The 17537-nt window shown below is 50.6% G+C and carries 14 protein-coding genes and 1 tRNA gene; 11 read left to right on the forward strand and 4 right to left on the reverse strand.

Going from position 1 to position 17537, the window contains the following annotated elements:
• Window positions 1-142 (forward strand): IS3 family transposase (locus M2108_RS14795; protein WP_277470313.1); only part of this gene is annotated, 142 nt, incomplete at its 5' end.
• Between the two features lie 340 nt (window positions 143-482).
• Here the strand turns inward: M2108_RS14795 and M2108_RS14800 are convergent.
• On the reverse strand, window positions 483-1133 hold the full coding sequence (locus M2108_RS14800) for a transcriptional regulator (RefSeq protein ID WP_277470306.1): 651 nt from the start codon (window positions 1131-1133) through the stop codon (window positions 483-485).
• Window positions 1134-1537: 404 nt separating this feature from the next.
• Here M2108_RS14800 and M2108_RS14805 point away from each other — a divergent pair, with 404 nt between their 5' ends.
• Together M2108_RS14805 and M2108_RS14810 are read left to right on the forward strand one after the other, a co-directional pair.
• Window positions 1538-2857, forward strand: a complete 1320-nt coding sequence (locus M2108_RS14805; protein WP_277470305.1) for an APC family permease — start codon at window positions 1538-1540, stop codon at window positions 2855-2857.
• A gap of 225 nt (window positions 2858-3082) precedes the next feature.
• Window positions 3083-5275: a rhamnogalacturonan lyase gene (locus tag M2108_RS14810; RefSeq protein ID WP_481856914.1), complete on the forward strand. Its 2193-nt coding sequence runs from the start codon at window positions 3083-3085 to the stop codon at window positions 5273-5275.
• Between the two features lie 417 nt (window positions 5276-5692).
• Here M2108_RS14810 and M2108_RS14815 read toward each other — a convergent pair whose 3' ends face one another.
• The gene (locus M2108_RS14815; protein ID WP_277470304.1) at window positions 5693-6058 is read right to left on the reverse strand and encodes a VOC family protein; all 366 of its coding nucleotides are present in this window, start codon (window positions 6056-6058) and stop codon (window positions 5693-5695) included.
• A gap of 278 nt (window positions 6059-6336) precedes the next feature.
• On the opposite strand from M2108_RS14815, the gene M2108_RS14820 reads away from it, so the two are divergent.
• The 6 genes from M2108_RS14820 (at window position 6337) to M2108_RS14845 (ending at window position 13017) form a co-directional block, all read left to right on the forward strand.
• Window positions 6337-7383, forward strand: coding sequence for an ABC transporter substrate-binding protein (locus tag M2108_RS14820; RefSeq protein ID WP_277470303.1), 1047 nt, complete (start codon window positions 6337-6339; stop codon window positions 7381-7383).
• A 44-nt stretch (window positions 7384-7427) separates the two neighbouring features.
• Window positions 7428-8534, forward strand: coding sequence for an ABC transporter ATP-binding protein (locus tag M2108_RS14825; protein ID WP_277470302.1), 1107 nt, complete (start codon window positions 7428-7430; stop codon window positions 8532-8534).
• Window positions 8531-10186 carry an ABC transporter permease gene (locus M2108_RS14830; RefSeq protein WP_277470301.1) on the forward strand — a complete coding sequence of 552 codons (1656 nt, stop codon included), beginning with the start codon at window positions 8531-8533 and terminating at the stop codon, window positions 10184-10186. The genes M2108_RS14825 and M2108_RS14830 overlap by 4 nt, the downstream gene beginning before the upstream one ends.
• 119 nt (window positions 10187-10305) lie before the next feature.
• Complete coding sequence (locus M2108_RS14835) at window positions 10306-12000, forward strand: sensor histidine kinase (RefSeq protein WP_277470300.1); 1695 nt, start codon at window positions 10306-10308, stop codon at window positions 11998-12000.
• Window positions 11993-12787, forward strand: a complete 795-nt coding sequence (locus M2108_RS14840; RefSeq protein ID WP_277470299.1) for a response regulator transcription factor — start codon at window positions 11993-11995, stop codon at window positions 12785-12787. The genes M2108_RS14835 and M2108_RS14840 overlap by 8 nt, the downstream gene beginning before the upstream one ends.
• A 157-nt stretch (window positions 12788-12944) precedes the next feature.
• Window positions 12945-13017: transfer RNA gene (locus M2108_RS14845), tRNA-Lys, on the forward strand.
• 110 nt (window positions 13018-13127) lie between these two features.
• Here the strand turns inward: M2108_RS14845 and M2108_RS14850 are convergent.
• Window positions 13128-13895, reverse strand: coding sequence for an ABC transporter ATP-binding protein (locus M2108_RS14850; protein ID WP_277470298.1), 768 nt, complete (start codon window positions 13893-13895; stop codon window positions 13128-13130).
• Window positions 13895-15010, reverse strand: a complete 1116-nt coding sequence (locus M2108_RS14855) for a FecCD family ABC transporter permease (RefSeq protein WP_481856913.1) — start codon at window positions 15008-15010, stop codon at window positions 13895-13897. The genes M2108_RS14850 and M2108_RS14855 overlap by 1 nt, the downstream gene beginning before the upstream one ends.
• A gap of 199 nt (window positions 15011-15209) precedes the next feature.
• Between M2108_RS14855 and M2108_RS14860 the strand changes: the two genes are divergently transcribed.
• Entirely contained in the window at window positions 15210-16286 is a 1077-nt protein-coding gene (locus M2108_RS14860) for an ABC transporter substrate-binding protein (protein WP_277470297.1), read from the forward strand.
• 186 nt (window positions 16287-16472) lie between these two features.
• The gene (locus tag M2108_RS14865) at window positions 16473-17525 is read left to right on the forward strand and encodes an LLM class flavin-dependent oxidoreductase (protein WP_277470296.1); all 1053 of its coding nucleotides are present in this window, start codon (window positions 16473-16475) and stop codon (window positions 17523-17525) included.
• Window positions 17526-17537: the final 12 nt, after the last annotated feature.

Here is a 17537-nt window from a genome sequence, read left to right on the forward strand (position 1 = left end):
AATGGAATTCCATAGTCTTCGGCACTTGGAAATCGAACTATACGATTACGTCAATTGGTTCAACAAGCATCGTATTCATGGCACATTGGGTTACCAGACACCGGTTCAGTATCGTCAAGAAGCCCTTAAAAAAGTTGTCTGATTTACTGTTGACAATCCAGTCTATCGATCAGCCCACTCCCTTGGCTAACAATTTACTTAGTCATAACTCAGCATAACCTGCTGTGCTTGATTGATCCTATGCACCTTATGAATTCTAACGGACCGTAGCGCCGTTATTTCCGCCATTCGGCATACCTGCACAGGCTAACGGACTGTAATGACGTTATTCTCCCCAATTCCAGCATAATTCAGCAGTTGGAACGCAAATAACGTCATCTGAGTCCGTTAGCCTGGGGTAATGCTTACTTTTGCGGAAATAAGGGCTCCTCGGTCCGTAACGCTTTATCCAGTTGCTCATCTCAAGACCTAACGTTTATAAGCTATATTCTCAATTGGTATGTCCTATTGCGCTGCTGTCCGCCGCTTGCTATATCCAGCAGCTGTTGTTGCACTAATCCGTGCAGAATGCGTCTGGCATGCCGGTCTGTTACATGCAAATGGTCTGCGAGCTCCTGAGGAGTGAATGACCTGAGCAAACGTCTGGCATAACGCATAGTTTCCGCTTCGAGCCAAGTTAATGTAGAAGAAACATCAGTCGCCACGAATTTACCTATAAAAGACAGCACCAGCTGCTGACATTGCTTGGGCTCTTCTACAATAGAGGGGTAAGCGATGGGGAGAAACGTCCAGCCATCCAGCGCCAGCAGACAATGTCTGCGGCATAAATCCTTAAATCTTCTAACGTCAAGATCTCTGGCGTGTGGTCCATAGCCTTGAATTTCAATCCCTCCCTTTACACCTCCAGGCATATACGCCAAATCCAGATAGCGGTATCCGTTACTAAAGTCTCGCACTTCCCACTCCGGAAACAAATAATCCAAATTGCCGACTGCCGGGAACCAGACCGTGCGGAGGAATTCAACGGTTCCGTAGCCTAACCCTTTGCCGAGTAACTCTTTTCTCCTATGGTTGCTTTCCTTTTCCAGATTGTGAGCTAGCCATTCATCATAACGCTGCTCAAAACGTGTCATGCTGTACCCTCCTTGAACGCTCGTTCGAGCGTTATATTTGTCCGCAAAAAAGCCGCTCCCACACATTCCTCCAGCTTACTTTAGGAGGAGAATGTATGAAAACGGCGTGTGCTTCACGGCTTATATCTCCATTATATCGCCATCAAATTATGAAGCTATGACATGCTGTTGATTACAACCGCAATTAATGATAAATTTCAAATACACTCGACATTAATTCCATATACTAGAATTCGCAGGAGGGGCAATTGGTGTTGAAGATGATTGGGATGACGAGGAAGAGTAGCAGAATTCTAGTCAGGCCGTAGTGAAATTCCCCACTTCTAAATCTCACACAGCATGGTAAGATATGCAGGCGGAAATTCGCCGTGATTATTGAGACAGGAAGGGTTAGAAATTTAATTATGAACACGAACAAGACGAAAACGAAATCACTCGGTAAAACAGTAACCTCCACTCAGGCCCTGGCCATTGTGGTCGGGATGATTATCGGGTCGGGGATCTTTTTGAAGCCGGGGATTGTGTTAAGCAATGCCGGAACGCCATGGATGAGTATTCTGGCCTGGAGTGTTGGTGGGATCATTACACTGGCTTCAGCACTGACTGTGGCTGAGATTGCTGCTGCGATTCCTAAATCCGGCGGATTGTATACCTATCTGGGTGAGCTCTACGGCGGCGTATTCGGGTATCTGCTGGGCTGGGTGCAGGCTGTGATTTCTTATCCGGCGTCTGTAGCGGCGCTGGCGATTGCTTTTGCCACCTATTCCGGGTATTTCGTGCCGCTGAACGGCTGGCAGCAGAAGCTGCTGGCAGTGGCCATTCTGGCGTTTATTCTGATTATGAATGTCATTGCCACCCAATTCGGCGGGATGATCCAGACGGTTGCGACGGTGGGCAAGCTGATTCCGGTTGCGGGTATTATCGGCGTTGGCCTGTTCTCGAATCTGGCGCCCGGCTTTGACAGCATCAGTGCACCGGCAGCGGGGGCAGGCTTTGGGGCGGCGGTTCTGGGGACACTCTGGGCGTATGACGGCTGGATCAGTGTAACGAATATGGCAGGTGAAATTAAACATCCGGCGAAGACCCTGCCAAAGGTCATTTCGATCGGGGTTATTTTTGTGATTGCTGTGTATGTGCTGTTTAATGTGGCGGTGTTCAAGGCGCTTCCTTATGAGCAAATCATTAGTTCACCGACTCCAGGGGCTGATGCGGCTGATGCGCTGTTTGGCAACGGGGGCGGAGCTTTTATTACGGCGGGCATTATTATTTCTGTGCTCGGTGCGCTGAACGGCTATCTGATGACCGCAGCACGGGTACCGCAGGCGATGGGGGAGAAGCAGCAGATTCCATTTTCACGGGTGCTGAGCAGTATTCATCCCAAGTTCCAGACTCCGGCTAATGCGCTTATTTTTCAGAGTGTGCTGGCGGTAGTCTACATTTTCTCCGGGACTTTTAATACGCTGACGGATCTGCTGGTGTTTGTATTGTGGATCTTTTTTACGATGGGTGTATTTGGAGTCTTTCTGTTACGCAAAAAAATGCCGCCGGAAAAAGGCCGCTACCGTGTGCCGCTTTATCCGGTTACTCCGGTGATCGGTGTTGCAGGCGGACTCTACATTCTGGGCAGCACAATTGTCAGTGACCCGCTGCGCTCGCTGATTGGAATAGGGATTACGCTGGCGGGACTGCCGGTCTATTATGTTTTATCGCGTAAAAAAGCTTAACCCCTATGCAACAGGCCATCTTCTGTTAATTCAGAAAGGTGGTCTTTTTGCGTACAGTCAGCCGGGGATACAAGAATGTTCAATCTGTGACAAATAGTCCAAAACCCCATAACAGGGCGGGCAAAATTGTCCTATTGCCGGAATAACGGGAGATAAGTATGCTACAGGTGTTAATTCTTTGGAGAGATCTCATTATAAACAGGCAGGTATGGAGGAGAAACGCAAATGAGTATTCAAATGGAGCATTTGGACCGGGGGCTGGCGGCAGTCTGCACCTCGGAGGGGATATTTATTAGCTGGCGGCTGCTGGGACAGGAAGTGAGCGCTGCTACGGACAACGGCCTGATTGCTGCAGATTTTCGGATCTATCGTAACGGCGAACGCATTGCTGAGATTAGTGACAGCACGAATTATCTGGATAGGTCCGGCAGCCGGGAAGCGGAGTATGCGGTAGCCGCCGTTATAAACGGAGAAGAGAAAGAGCAGTGCCGGTCAATCCGGCCATGGGAGACCCCCTATCTGGAAATACCGCTGCAGAAGCCCGCAGACGGGGTTACACCTGCCGGTCAAACGTACACATACAGTGCAAATGACATGAGTGTAGGCGACGTTGACGGTGACGGAGAGTACGAATACATCGTAAAATGGGACCCGTCGAATGCCAAGGATGTCTCCCATGTAGGCTATACCGGAAATGTGTATCTGGATTGTTACAAACAAAACGGTACTCTGCTGTACCGGATCGATTTAGGTGTTAATATCCGGGCAGGGGCGCATTACACCCAGTTCCTGGTCTATGACTTTGACGGAGACGGCAAGGCTGAGCTGATGTTCAAAACAGCGCCGGGTACCAAGGTGATTCGTTACGAGGAGGGTGCTCCGGTCTCTGAAGCATTCATTACGCTGCTGCCCGAGGATGAAGCTGCCGGGTACAGCCATAATGATGATTACCGCATGAACGGTGCAGCGTATGCGGAGCATGTTGCGGAGCTGTTCGAGGGCTGGCACAGCCATGAAGAAGTGGTAGCGGGACACTGGCCGGCTACACTGGAGGAGTGCTTCGGAATCGACCCTGAATATTCCTATCCGTTGTCCCGGGAGGATGCGGTCCGGCTTGCGGATTATTTTCTGGATGTATATGCGCCTTCAAGAAGCGAACGCAACAAGCTGCGTGATTTTGAAGGGTTTATTCTAAAAGGGCCGGAGTACCTCAGCGTCTTCCGCGGTGAAACAGGAGAGGAGCTTGCAACAGTCCGCTACAAGCCGGGCCGCCATGACGATGGGCTGATGTGGGGGGATTACTCCTGGAACCGGATTGAGCCGGGGAACCGGGTGGACCGCTTCCTGGCTGGAGTCGCTTATTTGGACGGAAAGAAGCCGTATGCGCTGTTTGCCCGCGGATACTATACCCGGGCCACCATGGCCGCCTACAGCTGGAACGGACAGGAACTGACAGAAACGTGGTACATCGACAGCGGCTGGGTTACAATGAACAATCCTTTTGCAGACACCCTGCACCTTCAGGATGGCCGGAACCCGGACTTTGGCGGGCTGGCCAAGCAGGGTGCTCATGCACTATCTACAGCCGACGTGGACGGAGATGGCTGCCAGGAGATTATCTACGGGTCGGCCACGATCGACCATGACGGCAGCATCCTGTACAGCTCAGGCGGAATTCTGCCTGAGGGAAGCGCGGCTCCGGGGGAATACGCCAAGCTGGGTCACGGGGACGCCTTGCATGTAGCCGTAGTCGATCCTGACCGGGACGGATTGCAGATTTATATGGTTCATGAGGAGGGCATTCACGGTCCTTATGGATATACGCTGCGGGATGCGGCGACCGGAGAGGTGCTGTACGGCGGCTTTGCCAAGGAGGATGTAGGCCGGGGCATGATCGGTAAAGTAGAACCGGCCGTGCCCGGCCTGCAGACCTGGTGCAGCGAAAGCCACCTGGCTCATGAGCCATCACGGGGACTTCGCTCAGCCAAGGGCGAGAAGCTGGATGAACGGGCGCCGGGAACGAACATGAATATCAAGTGGGCGGCTGATATGACGACCCAGTTCATCAGCGGCACATTTGAAGAACCGGTTACCATTGAAGACTGGAAGCAGGGCACACTCCTGACGGCAGAGGGCACACGTTCCAACAACGGCACCAAGGGCAACCCCTGCCTGGTGGCAGACCTGTTCGGTGACTGGCGGGAGGAGCTGGTCGTCCGGCTGGCGGACAGCTCGGCTATACGCATTTACATGAACACAGAAGTAACGGACCGCAAGCTGTACACGCTGATGCATGATCCCCAGTACCGGACAGGGGTAGCCTGGCAGAATGTAGTCTATAACCAGCCGTGCTACACCAGTTTCTATCTGGGTACGGACATGAACTGGTCTAAGGTACCGGTTCCGGATCTGTTATAGTTCAATCGATTCGTATGAAAAGTCAAAACGACCGTTCCCTTAGCTAAGGGAACGGTCGTTTTGACTAATTTGATGCTATGCCGTCTATGCCAGCTCAGCAGATATGGCGGACTTTGAGCATAAAGGGAGCGCGGAATCTTGTTTCATCCTCCAAACCTATAATGAGGGCTCTTACTATGTTCTGACATTGTTTTATCGGACCGTAAAGCCTTTATATCCGCCACATAGCGTCATTATCCAAGCTAACGGACCGTAAAGACTTTATTTACACCCAAACCTGCTTGTTTCAGCCATACCACCGTCAATAACGGCAGCTGTGTCCGTAAGCTTGCCGAATCCGTCTTTTTTATGAGAATAACGGCTCCTCCCTCCGTTAGGTTTATTGTAGGCAGGCTTCTCACAACCCGCTACAACAGCCTAGCTGTGCTCCGCGATCTGCACCTCAAACCCGTCTGGGTCCAGCACATAAAAGAACCGCAGGTGCGGATTAGGGGAGATAGGCCCGCGGGCTAGCGGGATGCCATGGCTTTTTAATTCTTCAATGGCACTGTCCAGTGACTCCGTTTCGAATCCGACAGACACCCCGCATTCCGGCAGCAATGCCGGATCACTTCCTTGAATAAGCTCGATTTTGGGCTGAGCCTCCGGGCCCAGCATCACGATCTGCCTGCCTCTGCTCTCAAATTGCCGTTCAATGGGAAGACCCAGAATCCCGTGGTAGAAATGTAGAGAGGCCTCCAGGTCGCGTACCCTGAGCGTAATCCAGTTAAGACTTAAGTTCATAATAAAATACCTCCATGTCCTGATGAATGCAACACTCTCGCTTTATTCATTATACGTTAGTTTACACCTTGTGAAAGCCTGGGGGTCTAGGAGGAATGCCTGTAGAGAAAATTAATGCTATATTGTTTGACTGATATTATTCCCCTTGCAATCTCTACTTATGTAATAAATAATGACATAAGGTTGTGCATTTTAGATGATTTTGTCGAATAATAGGATTTAAATGAATTTTCAAGCTGCTAAAATAGACATATATTCATATAAGGGGTGAGCAGGAAATGAAGAAATGGCTAAACGTGTCAATTATTATGACAATGGTGGTGCTGGTACTATCGGCATGCGGAGGTAACAAAACAGATGAGACAGCGTCGGGCTCCGGCAGCGGTTCATCAAACAGTCTGGTGGTCTATACACCAAACAGTGAAGCGATGATCAATGCTCTTATTCCTGCATTTGAGAAGCAGACAGGCATAACGGTGGAATTGGTATCGGCAGGCAGCGGTGAGCTGATCAAGCGGATTCAGTCGGAAAAATCAAACCCGTATGCTGACGTCATGTTTGGCGGAGCATACGCTCTGTTTAACGATAATGCGGATCTGTTCGAGGAATACGTGTCACCTAATGATAAAGATTTACTTGAAGGACACACGAATACAACAGGCATCATGACCTCTTACGTTTCCGATGGAAGTGTCTTGCTGGTAAATACAAATCTGGCAGGCAGTATTGAAATTAACGGCTATGCGGATCTGCTTAATCCGGAGCTGAAAGGCAAGATTGCGATGGCTGACCCTGCCAACTCCAGCTCGGCATTTGCACAGCTGACTAATATGCTGAAAGCAATGGGCGGGGATTATACCTCTGATGCAGGCTGGGATTATGTGGCGAAGCTTCTGGAGAATCTGGATGGTAAAATTGCCGGCGGCTCCAGCAAAGCGCACAAAAGTGTAGCAGACGGTGAATATGTAGTGGCGTTAACCTATGAAGATCCGGCAGTCAGCTATGTTAGAGACGGCGCCCCGGTAAAGGTTGTATATCCTGAAGAAGGAACGGTATTTCTGGATGCGGTAGCGGGAGTTATAAAGGGCTCGCCAAATCAGGACAATGCCAAGAAATTCATTGATTTCCTGATCTCTAAAGAAGGACAGGATGCCCTTGGCCAGGAGACGACTAACCGGCCTCTGCGCACAGATGCTGCGATTGGCGACTTCATGACACCGATTGAGCAAATCCAGGTCATTGATGAAGATGTAGCGTATGTTGCGGAGAATAAAGCAGCCATTGTGGAGCGTTACACGGAGCTCTTTACCGATATAGCGGAATAATTCGGAATCAGCACAGCTAATTAGAACGAAAGCGGGTGTATAACATGAGCGTTGCGATATCCTTCAAGGACATTGTTAAAAAATATGGCGACACAACCGTTATCCCCGAGCTGTCCCTGGACATTCAAAAGGGTGAGTTCTTCACCCTTTTGGGTCCTTCGGGCTGCGGGAAAACGACACTGTTGCGGATGGTGGCAGGCTTCAACACTATTGAAGGCGGCGATCTTGGTTTCAATGATAAGGTGATGAATAACGTCCCGCCGGGTAAGCGGAATATCGGGATGGTGTTTCAGAATTATGCGATCTTCCCTCATTTAAATGTAGCCGAGAATGTTGCATTCGGGCTGCAGAACCGTAAAGTCGGCAAGGAGGAGCAGCAGCGCAGAGTAGAAGAAATTCTCGATACAGTGCAGATTGAAGTGTATAAAAACAGGATGCCCAAAAATTTGTCAGGGGGACAGCAGCAGCGGGTAGCCCTGGCCCGGGCCATCGTCATTAATCCGGACGTGCTGCTCATGGATGAGCCGCTCTCCAATCTGGATGCCCAGCTCCGTGTCGACATGCGTAATGCCATTAAGCGGATTCAGCGCGAGGTTGGAATAACCACGGTCTATGTAACGCATGATCAGGAAGAGGCGATGGCAGTATCAGACCGGATTGCGGTTATGAAATCTGGCATCATCCAGCAGGTGGGAACCCCTAGAGATGTCTACCAGCGTCCGGCTAATCTGTTCGTCGCTACGTTTATAGGGCGGACAAATGTAATAGAGGCACAGCTGGAGAACGGTGCTGAGGGCAGGCCTGTTCTTCGTATCGGCAGCAGCTATATCCTTGAGATGCCGGAGCTGCAGGCGGAAGTGAAGCCTGCTGGTGCGGTTGCGGTCAAAATTTCAGTCCGCCCGGAGGAATTTGTACTCTCGGAGGACGGGCAGGGACTCACCGGAAAGGTCGTCAATAATGTCTTTCTGGGACTCAATACACATCTGGTCGTCGAGCTCGAAAACGGGCAGGAAGTAGAAATCATTCAGCAGTCGGCTGTAAGTACAGTAGTAGAAATCGGCAGGAAGGTTACGCTGGCCATCCTTACAGGAACAGTCAATGTCTATGATGCGTCCGGTGAGCGCAATCTGAACCGGGGAGCTCTCTCATGAGCGGCCGCACAAAGCGCCTGGATATCTGGTCGCTGATTACCTTTATTATTTTTGCAGGATATCTGATATTTTTGGCATTGCCTTTATTCATGCTGCTGATCAAAAGCTTCTTTGACGGGACAACCGGCGAGTTCTCGCTCGCATACTTTCATAAATTTTTTAGCAAAGCCTATTATATGAATGCTGTATGGAACAGCATAAAGGTGACTGTAAGCGTCACACTGCTGTCCATCCTGGTGGCCGGGCCGCTGGCTTACCTTATGACGGTTGCCAAAATTAAAGGAAGCGCAACGGTGCGCATCCTGATTCTGATCTCCTCTATGTCGGCCCCGTTTATCGGCGCATACGCATGGATCCTGCTGCTCGGGCGCAGCGGGGTGATTACCACCTTCTTATCCAGTGTATTCGGTATTCGTATGCCTGATATTTACGGCTTTTCCGGTATCCTGCTTGTGCTGACTTTGCAGCTGTCCCCGCTGATTTTTATGTACGTGTCGGGGGCACTCAAGAATGTCGATAACTCGCTGATGGAAGCAGCCGAAAGCATGAACTGCACGGGTCTGCGGAAAATGTGGAAAATACTCGTACCGCTGATTACACCGACCTTACTCGCCGGGGGCCTGCTGGTCTTTATGAGGGCATTTGCCGATTTCGGCACACCGATGCTAATCGGTGAAGGGTACCGGACCGTACCGGTGCTGATCTTTAATGAGTTTATTAGTGAGGTTGGAGGAGATGACGGCTTTGCCGCTGCGATCAGTGTTATTGTGGTTCTGTTCGCCGTTGCTGTGTTTCTGCTGCAAAAGTTCGTGGCTAACCGGAAATCATACAGTATGAGCGCACTGAATCCAATTGAACCTAAGAAACTTAAGGGATTCGCCAATTTTGCAGCCCATGCCTATGTTTATCTGTTTACATTACTGGCATTAATGCCGCAGGGATATGTAGCTTATACGTCCTTCCTTAAGACCTCCGGTAAAATTTTTGTGGACGGATACTCTCTCGACAGCTATCGTGCAGCCTTCTCGAAGGTCGGTGATTCCATCTACAACACCTTTATGATGGCCGGCATTACGATCATCATTATCACGCTCGCTGCTGTGCTGATCGCTTATGTAACAGTAAAGCGTAAAGGTGCGGTTGCGAATGTCTTGGATACCTTTACGATGCTTCCTTATATCGTACCGGGCTCCATACTCGGGATCGCCCTGCTGGTTACCTTTAACAAGGGGCCGCTGGTATTGAGCGGAACCTCCATAATTCTGATTGCCGCCTTTGTCATCCGGCGTCTGCCCTACACGATCCGCTCCAGTGCTGCAGTGCTCCATCAGGTGAATGACAGCATTGAAGAAGCGGCAATCAGCCTTGGAGCCTCAACTATGCGGACGTTCTTCAAGATTACCGTGCCGATGATGATTTCAGGTGTATTCGCCGGAGCGATCATCAGCTGGATAAGCATTATAACGGAGCTCAGCACCTCTATTATTCTTTACACGGGAAATACCCGCACGATGACGGTTGCTGTCTACACAGAGGTTGTACGCGGCAATTACGGGGTTGCAGCCGCACTATCAACCCTGCTGACTGCGATTACTGTAGTTTCCCTGCTGTTGTTCTTCAAGCTTTCCGGCAAAAAAGAAGTAACCATGTAACAGCGAACCGGTCCCGCGTAAGCGGGCCGGCTTTTGTTCATCTGCCGGTGCATCCGCTGGTTTCGTGAATCCGGACAGTCGGGTATGATAGTAGGATGTATCAGAAAGGGAGTGGCGCAATGGTAAAAAGAAGTTTCAAGGATTCGCTGCGCCGGATGTTTCTGCTGCACACCCTTGTGCCGATTTCCATTTTGTTTGTGCTGTTTCTGGTATTCATGATGATCAATTCGCGGTTTGTGCTGGTCAGCCAGACGGCGGAAGCGGGCAGGCAGATCAAATCATCGATGGAGACGGTCTACAGCTCCTATGTCAAAGAAATGAGCGAAGCTGCAGCGCTGGAAACCGTTATTTCTTTTGCCGGATCACGTAATCATGGTCCGGAGGTGTTCGAGCGGTTTTATGACTTCAATAACCGGCAGCAGGTAAAAAGCATTATGTATATTATCGGTGCTGATGGAACGATTATGGCCTCTTCAGCCAACTATAATTCTGAACCGTCTGATCTCGCACTGCAAGCAATTGCCCGGCGGATGCACAGCCAAGGCCTGCCGCTCCTTGCCGAAACCAATCATATCCGTTTCTCGCATGACCGTTATACCGCCTATACCTTTGCCCATGAAATCCGCAGCGGAAGGGAAGTGCTCGGTTATCTGATCTATCAGCTGTATGAATTGGATCTGCAGAAGCTGATCTTTGTGCAGAATAACGAAATTGCCGTGGTTACTGATTCTTACCGCACCATTATTGCTACTACGAATAATCTGACGCAGGGGCTAATGAATAAATATAGCCTGTCCAGTGATTCTAAGGGCTACGTTTGGATTGATAATGGAAAGTATTACAGTAAAGAAACATACATACCGTTATCGCAGTGGCGAGTTTACACGTTAAGCGCTGCTGAGGGGAATCATAGCGCCTATTGGTCACTGGCTGTGTTTTTTGTGATGGCCAGTCTGCTGTTATGGTTTGTTATTCAATATTCTGCCCGCATTATCTCCACCCGCCAGTCACGGGCGATAGATAAGCTGATCTATGCCGTCAGAGAGCTGGAGTCAGGTAACATGGACTCCTACGTCTATATCGGCACCGGGGATGAGTTCGAGACGCTTGCGGGCCAATATAATCAGATGCTGCAGCGACTGAATGAGCTCGTCGCCCAGAATGCGGAGCTGTCCGATTTGCGCAGGGTTATCGAGGTTAAGCACCTGCAGTCGCAATTTCACCCGCATTTTATATTTAATGTGCTGGAGACGCTTCGCTACGCTATTGTTGTAGACAACAAGCTCGCTCAGGATATGGTGCTTACGCTTTCCAGACATCTGCGCTACAGCATTGGCAACGAAAAGGACCATGTTATGCTTGGCGATGATCTGGAGTATATTGCCGGGTACATGAAGCTGCAGCAGATAAGGTTCAAGGACAGGCTCCATTACCGGGAAGAGGTAAGCCTGGCGGCCAAGACTGCACTGGTTCCCAGGCTGATGCTGCAGCCAGTCATAGAGAATACAATTAAATACGGCTACCGCCAGCGCCGAACTGTAGCGGTTACAGTGACGGGCCGTGTAGAGGAGGCGGATCTGATCCTTGAGGTGAAGGATAATGCGGGAGGGATGAGCAGCGAACGGCTGGAGGAAGTCCGGACTATTATGGAGTCTCAGGATAACCGTGCTCCGCATATCGGGCTGCATAATTTACACCGGCGGCTAGTGCTGATGTATGGGGAACGTTATGGCATACAGATTGACAGCACTCCGGGAGAGGGAACCCGGGTAACTTTTGTATTGCCATACAGGAAGGAGGCCGCAGATGTTTAAGGTGCTGCTGGTTGAGGATGAAGAGATGATCCGTAAAGGCCTGCGTTTTACATTTGACTGGATGGGAGCCGGGTGTGTAATTGTGGGTGAAGCAGAGAACGGTGAGGAGGGACTCCGCCAGATTGCGCTGCTTCACCCCGATATTGTGATTGTTGATGTAAACATGCCGCTGATGGACGGAATTTCCATGATTGAGCATAGTGTGGAGGAAGCAGATTGCAGCTATATCATTTTGTCCGGCTATGATGAATTCAGGCTGGCCAAGGATGCTATCCGGCTAGGGGTAACCGAATATTTGCTGAAGCCGCTGGAACAGGAGCAGCTATCAGCTGCACTGGAGCGTGCAAAGAGCCAGCTGGAAATGAAACGGCAGTACACTGCGATGATCACTTCTGGAGCCGGAAACGGAGAGCTGCTGCAGGCGTCTGTCGTGAAGCTGCCCGGGAAATCATCCCGTTATGTATCCAAAATGATCCAATATGTCCAGGAGCATTATGCGGAAAAAATCGGCATTAAGGATCTGGTAGACAGCCTGGGCGTAAGCGCCACTTATCTAAACCGGACCTTCAAAAGTGAAACAACCTATACCTTCAACGATTTTCTGAACCGCTACCGCATTCAAAAAGCGATGGATTTGCTGAGCAGCGGCGAGGATAAAGTTTATGCAATTGCTGCGATTGTTGGATATAAGGATTATAAATATTTCATAGCCATTTTTAAAAAATACGCGGGGTGTACCCCAAGCTATTATCAGGAGAGATTCGGCAGGGGAGAGGCAGGCCGGTGATTTACAGGTTGAGGCGGCCCACTGGAGAAGGTGATGGCAGCTGCCCGGCAGAGTGAGTCCAGGCAGCTGCAAAATAAATGGTTGACTTTTATATCTCTGCGAGGTATATTATAAGAGTTCCTTTTGAGAGCAAATGTTATTGCAAACAACATAATATGGACTCTTAGCTCAGTTGGTAGAGCAGTAGACTCTTAATCTATTTGTCCAGGGTTCGAGCCCCTGAGAGTCCATCCTATAAAGAGCGGCAGCGATGCCGTTCTTTTGCTGTACATATACATATCCAAAAGAGCGTCTCCGGCCAGGCAAAGGGAGGCGCTCTTTTTTTATACACAGATTCAGGCTATGTAGTCTCCAGATAAGCAATACCCAGCGCCCCGGTAACAGGATTGCGGTAGGTTTCGCAGGCCACATCAAATACCTGGCCGATCAGCTCCTTGGTCAGAATATCCTCAGGCTTGCCGCATGCCGCAACCTGACCCTGCTTCATCACATACAGGTAATCGCAGTATTGGGCGGCCAGCGTAAGATCATGGAGTGCGGCGAGGATGCCGATGTCCAGCTTTTTTACAATGTTCAGGATCTGCAGCTGGAATTTGATATCCAGGTGATTGGTTGGCTCATCGAGAATCATGAATTCCGGCTGCTGGGCGAGCACACGGGCCAGGATGACACGCTGCTTCTCACCGCCCGACAGTGAATTGTAGCTGCGTTCTGCGTGATCCTCCAGATTAACCTTGCGCAGGGCGCCGGTTACAATATCATGATCCTGCTTATTGTCTGTTTCCAGCATGCCTTTATGCGGGGTCCGTCCCATTGCCACCATCTCGCGTACCTTGAAATCAAAGCTCAATTCATTGAACTGGCCGACGACGCCCAGCTTTTGCGCAACCGCCTTGGGGCTTGCCTTGATTACATTGAGGTCAGACAGGAAGACATCTCCCTGTTTAGGCTTGATGACCTTATAAATGCTCTTCAGCAGCGTGGATTTGCCGCAGCCGTTCGGCCCGATCAGGCCGACGAATTGCTTATTGCGGACCTTGAGCGATACATCCTTGACGATATTAACATTGGAGATAGAGACTGCCAGACGTTCAACGTTTAAGTCCATTAGGATTTGCCTCCAAACGCGTAGCCTTTTTTGACCAGCATGTACATGAACATCGGTGCACCGATCAGGGCAGTGATAATGCCGATCGGGAGCTCTACATTCGGAACGATGGTCCGGGCGATAACGTCTGTCCAGATCATGAAGATTGCCCCGAACAGGATAGAGGCCGGGAGCAGCCGGCGGTGATCAGGACCAACTAATCCTCTTACCAGATGGGGGATAATCAGGCCGACAAAGCCGATCATACCGCAGCTGGCGACCATAATACCAGTAATCAGGGCGGTGAGGATCATATAAGCCTTGCGGTAAAGGCCAAGCGAAATCCCCAGCGTAACCGCCGCTTCATCACCAAGCAGCATGGCATTCAGGGCGCGGAACTGTATCAGGAAGAATGCGGCGGCAAGCGTCACGGACACCGCAATCAGCGGCAGCTTGTCCCAGCTTGAGGCGGCCAGGCTGCCCATGGTCCAGAAGGTAACGGTCTTGATGCCTTCAGCATTGTTGGCAAAGTAGACGATAAAGTTGGCAAAAGCGGTACATAGCGCATTTATAACCATACCGGCCAGCACGAGCTTGACGGAGGTCATTTTGCCGCCGGCATTAGCCAGGAGCAGCACAAGCAATGAAGCCCCGACAGCCCCGGCAAAGGCCCAGAAGGCTACACCGGTCTGACCGAGAAAACCCATCGTGCCGAAGCCGATAAGAATGGCGAAGGTGGCACCCAGCGAGCCGCCTGAGGAAATGCCGAGTATGTATGGATCAGCGAGCGGATTTTGAACGGCAGCCTGCATAATGGTACCGCACAGTGTAAGGCCTGCACCGATGAACAGGGCCATGAGTACGCGCGGAAACCGGATTTTCCAGATGATGTCTACAAACGATCCGGAAGTCAGATCCTGCACATTTCCAATTTGAATGCCGGTAATCTGATGGAGCAGAATCCGGTACGACTGGGAGACGGGAATTTCCACCTGTCCAAAGGAGACGGCGGCGCCTGCGGACAGAACAGTGATGACCAGCAGAACGATAATAACCGCGGTGAATCCGTAACGGCTGCTGATAATCGATTGCTTGGATGCCGGCTGAGCGGCTATATCGGTTTGCATAACGTTCATAGGAACTCCTTCATTATAACGTTTTAATTTAAAATATATCGCATAATGAGAATCGTTGTCAATGAGAATTATTATCATTGACAGATGGTGCTGCTTTCTATATTCTACGATTGTATTCCTTGCAGGTCGGAAGGTTATACCAACCCAAGCTAATCCAAGCAAGGCTGTTACCAGAAATATAGAAAAGGGGATAGGAATAATGATTAATGTATTCAAGAGATTTGCGCCGATACTGGCTGTTTTGCTGCTGGTAGGGATACTTTCAGCCTGTTCATCCAGTACACAGAATGAGAATGCTTCTGCTGCTACGGCAGCGCCAACAAATACTGCTGCGGAGGCAACCGAGGCTTCGACTGCTGCTCCGAGTACAAACACGGTATATCCGCTGACTATTGAGAATTACACCAATAACGGTGAGGGCACCCCGTGGACAGCCAAGTCAGTGACCTTTGATAAAGCACCTGAGAAAGTCGTGGCTAATACTCAAGGTGCCGCTGAGCTGCTGATCAAACTGGGCTTGACTGATAAAATGGTAGGCGTTGCCGCACTGTACGGTGCAGGCGATCCTTCTGTCCAGGAGGAATTCAAAAAAATCCCGGTAATCTCCGAGAATTATGCCAGCAAAGAGCTGGTTGTCGGAGCAAGCCCTGACCTGGTCCTGGGACGTGCCGACCTGTTCGCGGACGCTGACTGGGGTGCTGGAACCGTAGAAGGCCTGAACGGGCTGGGTATCAAAACCTACCTGCAGAACACCAGCGTGAAGGGGGCTACTCTGGACAGCCTGTATAAGGATATCGAGCAGCTTGGCCAAATCTTTGATGTACAGGAGAACGCTGCCGCTTATATCGAGGAACTCAAACAACGTGCGCAGTCGATTAAAGACGGGGCTGCAGCCAGCAACGCCAAAACCTTCGCTTATGTTTCTGACGGCGGAAACGGGGCAATTGCCGTATACAGCGGCAATATTGATACTTTTGCCGGTGATGTGCTTGGTTTGCTTGGTCTTAAGAACAGCTTCGGTGACGTCACAGGCGATATCAGCAAAGAACAGCTGCTTGCCACGAACCCTGATGTACTGCTCCTCTCTGTATACACCGGCGGGGTTGATCCGCAGACGACACTGAAAGCCTTCTATGCCGATCCGTCGCTGCAAAGCCTAAATGCCATCAAGAATAAAGCCATTTACCTCATCGATTTCAACCAGTTCTGGGGCTACAGCTACTCTATCTTTGACGGGGCCGAGAAGCTGCTGTCCGATATCCTGGCTAATCAGTAATAAGAATATCATTACGAAAAAAGCAGGCTCGGCGGCGATACAGCTGCCCGACCTGCTTTTTGCTGCGGCCGGGAGCCTAGTAAATATTAATTTTGAATATTCAGCAATTTAGAGATAGAATGATGGAATAGTGAATGGATAGTAATGGTGTAATAGTGATTAACAACAGCTTGGGGGAACAGAACCTTGGAACTTGGTATCAGTACATTTGTGGAAACTACACCCGATGTAGTCACAGGGAAAACAATGAGCCACGCAGAACGGCTGCGTGAAGTAGTAGAAGAAATCGTTCTGGCCGACCGGGTCGGGCTGGATGTGTATGGTGTCGGGGAGCATCACCGGCCTGATTTTGCCGCTTCCTCTCCTGCAGTGGTTATGGCGGCAGCAGCAAGCCAGACGAGCAGTATCCGCCTGACCAGTGCAGTGATGATTCTGTCATCGGCAGATCCTGTGCGGGTCTATCAGGATTTTGCCACCCTGGACGGACTGAGTAACGGCCGGGCGGAGATTATGGTCGGACGGGGTTCTTTTATAGAATCATTTCCGCTGTTCGGCTGCGATCTGCAGGATTATGAGAGCCTGTTCGATGAAAAGCTGGATCTCCTGATGAAGCTTCAGCAGTCTGAGCGGGTAACCTGGGAAGGCAGGCACAGACCCGCTATACATAATTTAGGAATATATCCGCGCCCGGTACAGGAGCCGTTGCCGGTCTGGATTGCCAGTGCGGGAAGCCCGGAATCTGCAGTACGCTCAGGTGTCCTGGGCCTGCCGTTTGCGCTGGCGATGATTGGCCCGGTCCGGCCGCTGGATTTTGCCTCACAGGTGAAGCTGTATAAAGAAGCTGCAGCAGCAGCCGGCCATGATCACGCCAAGCTGCCGGTTGCAGCACATGCGCATGGCTTTGTTGCGGAAAGTACGCCGAAGGCAATTGAGCAGTTCTTCCCGTCAACCTTTGCCAGAACCAATGTCCGGGCGGTTGAGAAGAACCTGCCTCCGTATACCCGCGCAGATTATGATGCGGCAGTCAGTCCGGAGGGCGCGTTATTCGTCGGCGATCCGCGGACAGTTGCGGACAAAATCATTCAATTACGCAAGGAAGTCGGAATCACCAGATTCCTGCTTCATGTCCCGCATGGCACCATGGCCCACGCCGAGGTGATGGAATCCATCAGGCTCCTGGGAACAGAGGTTGCTCCACTGGTGCGCGAGGAGATAGCCCGCTGGGAGGAGAATCAGTAGGCAAAAGGAGGA

This window comes from Paenibacillus sp. PastM-3, assembly GCF_029893965.1.
In the GTDB taxonomy this organism is placed as follows: Bacteria; Bacillota; Bacilli; order Paenibacillales; family Paenibacillaceae; genus Paenibacillus_AQ.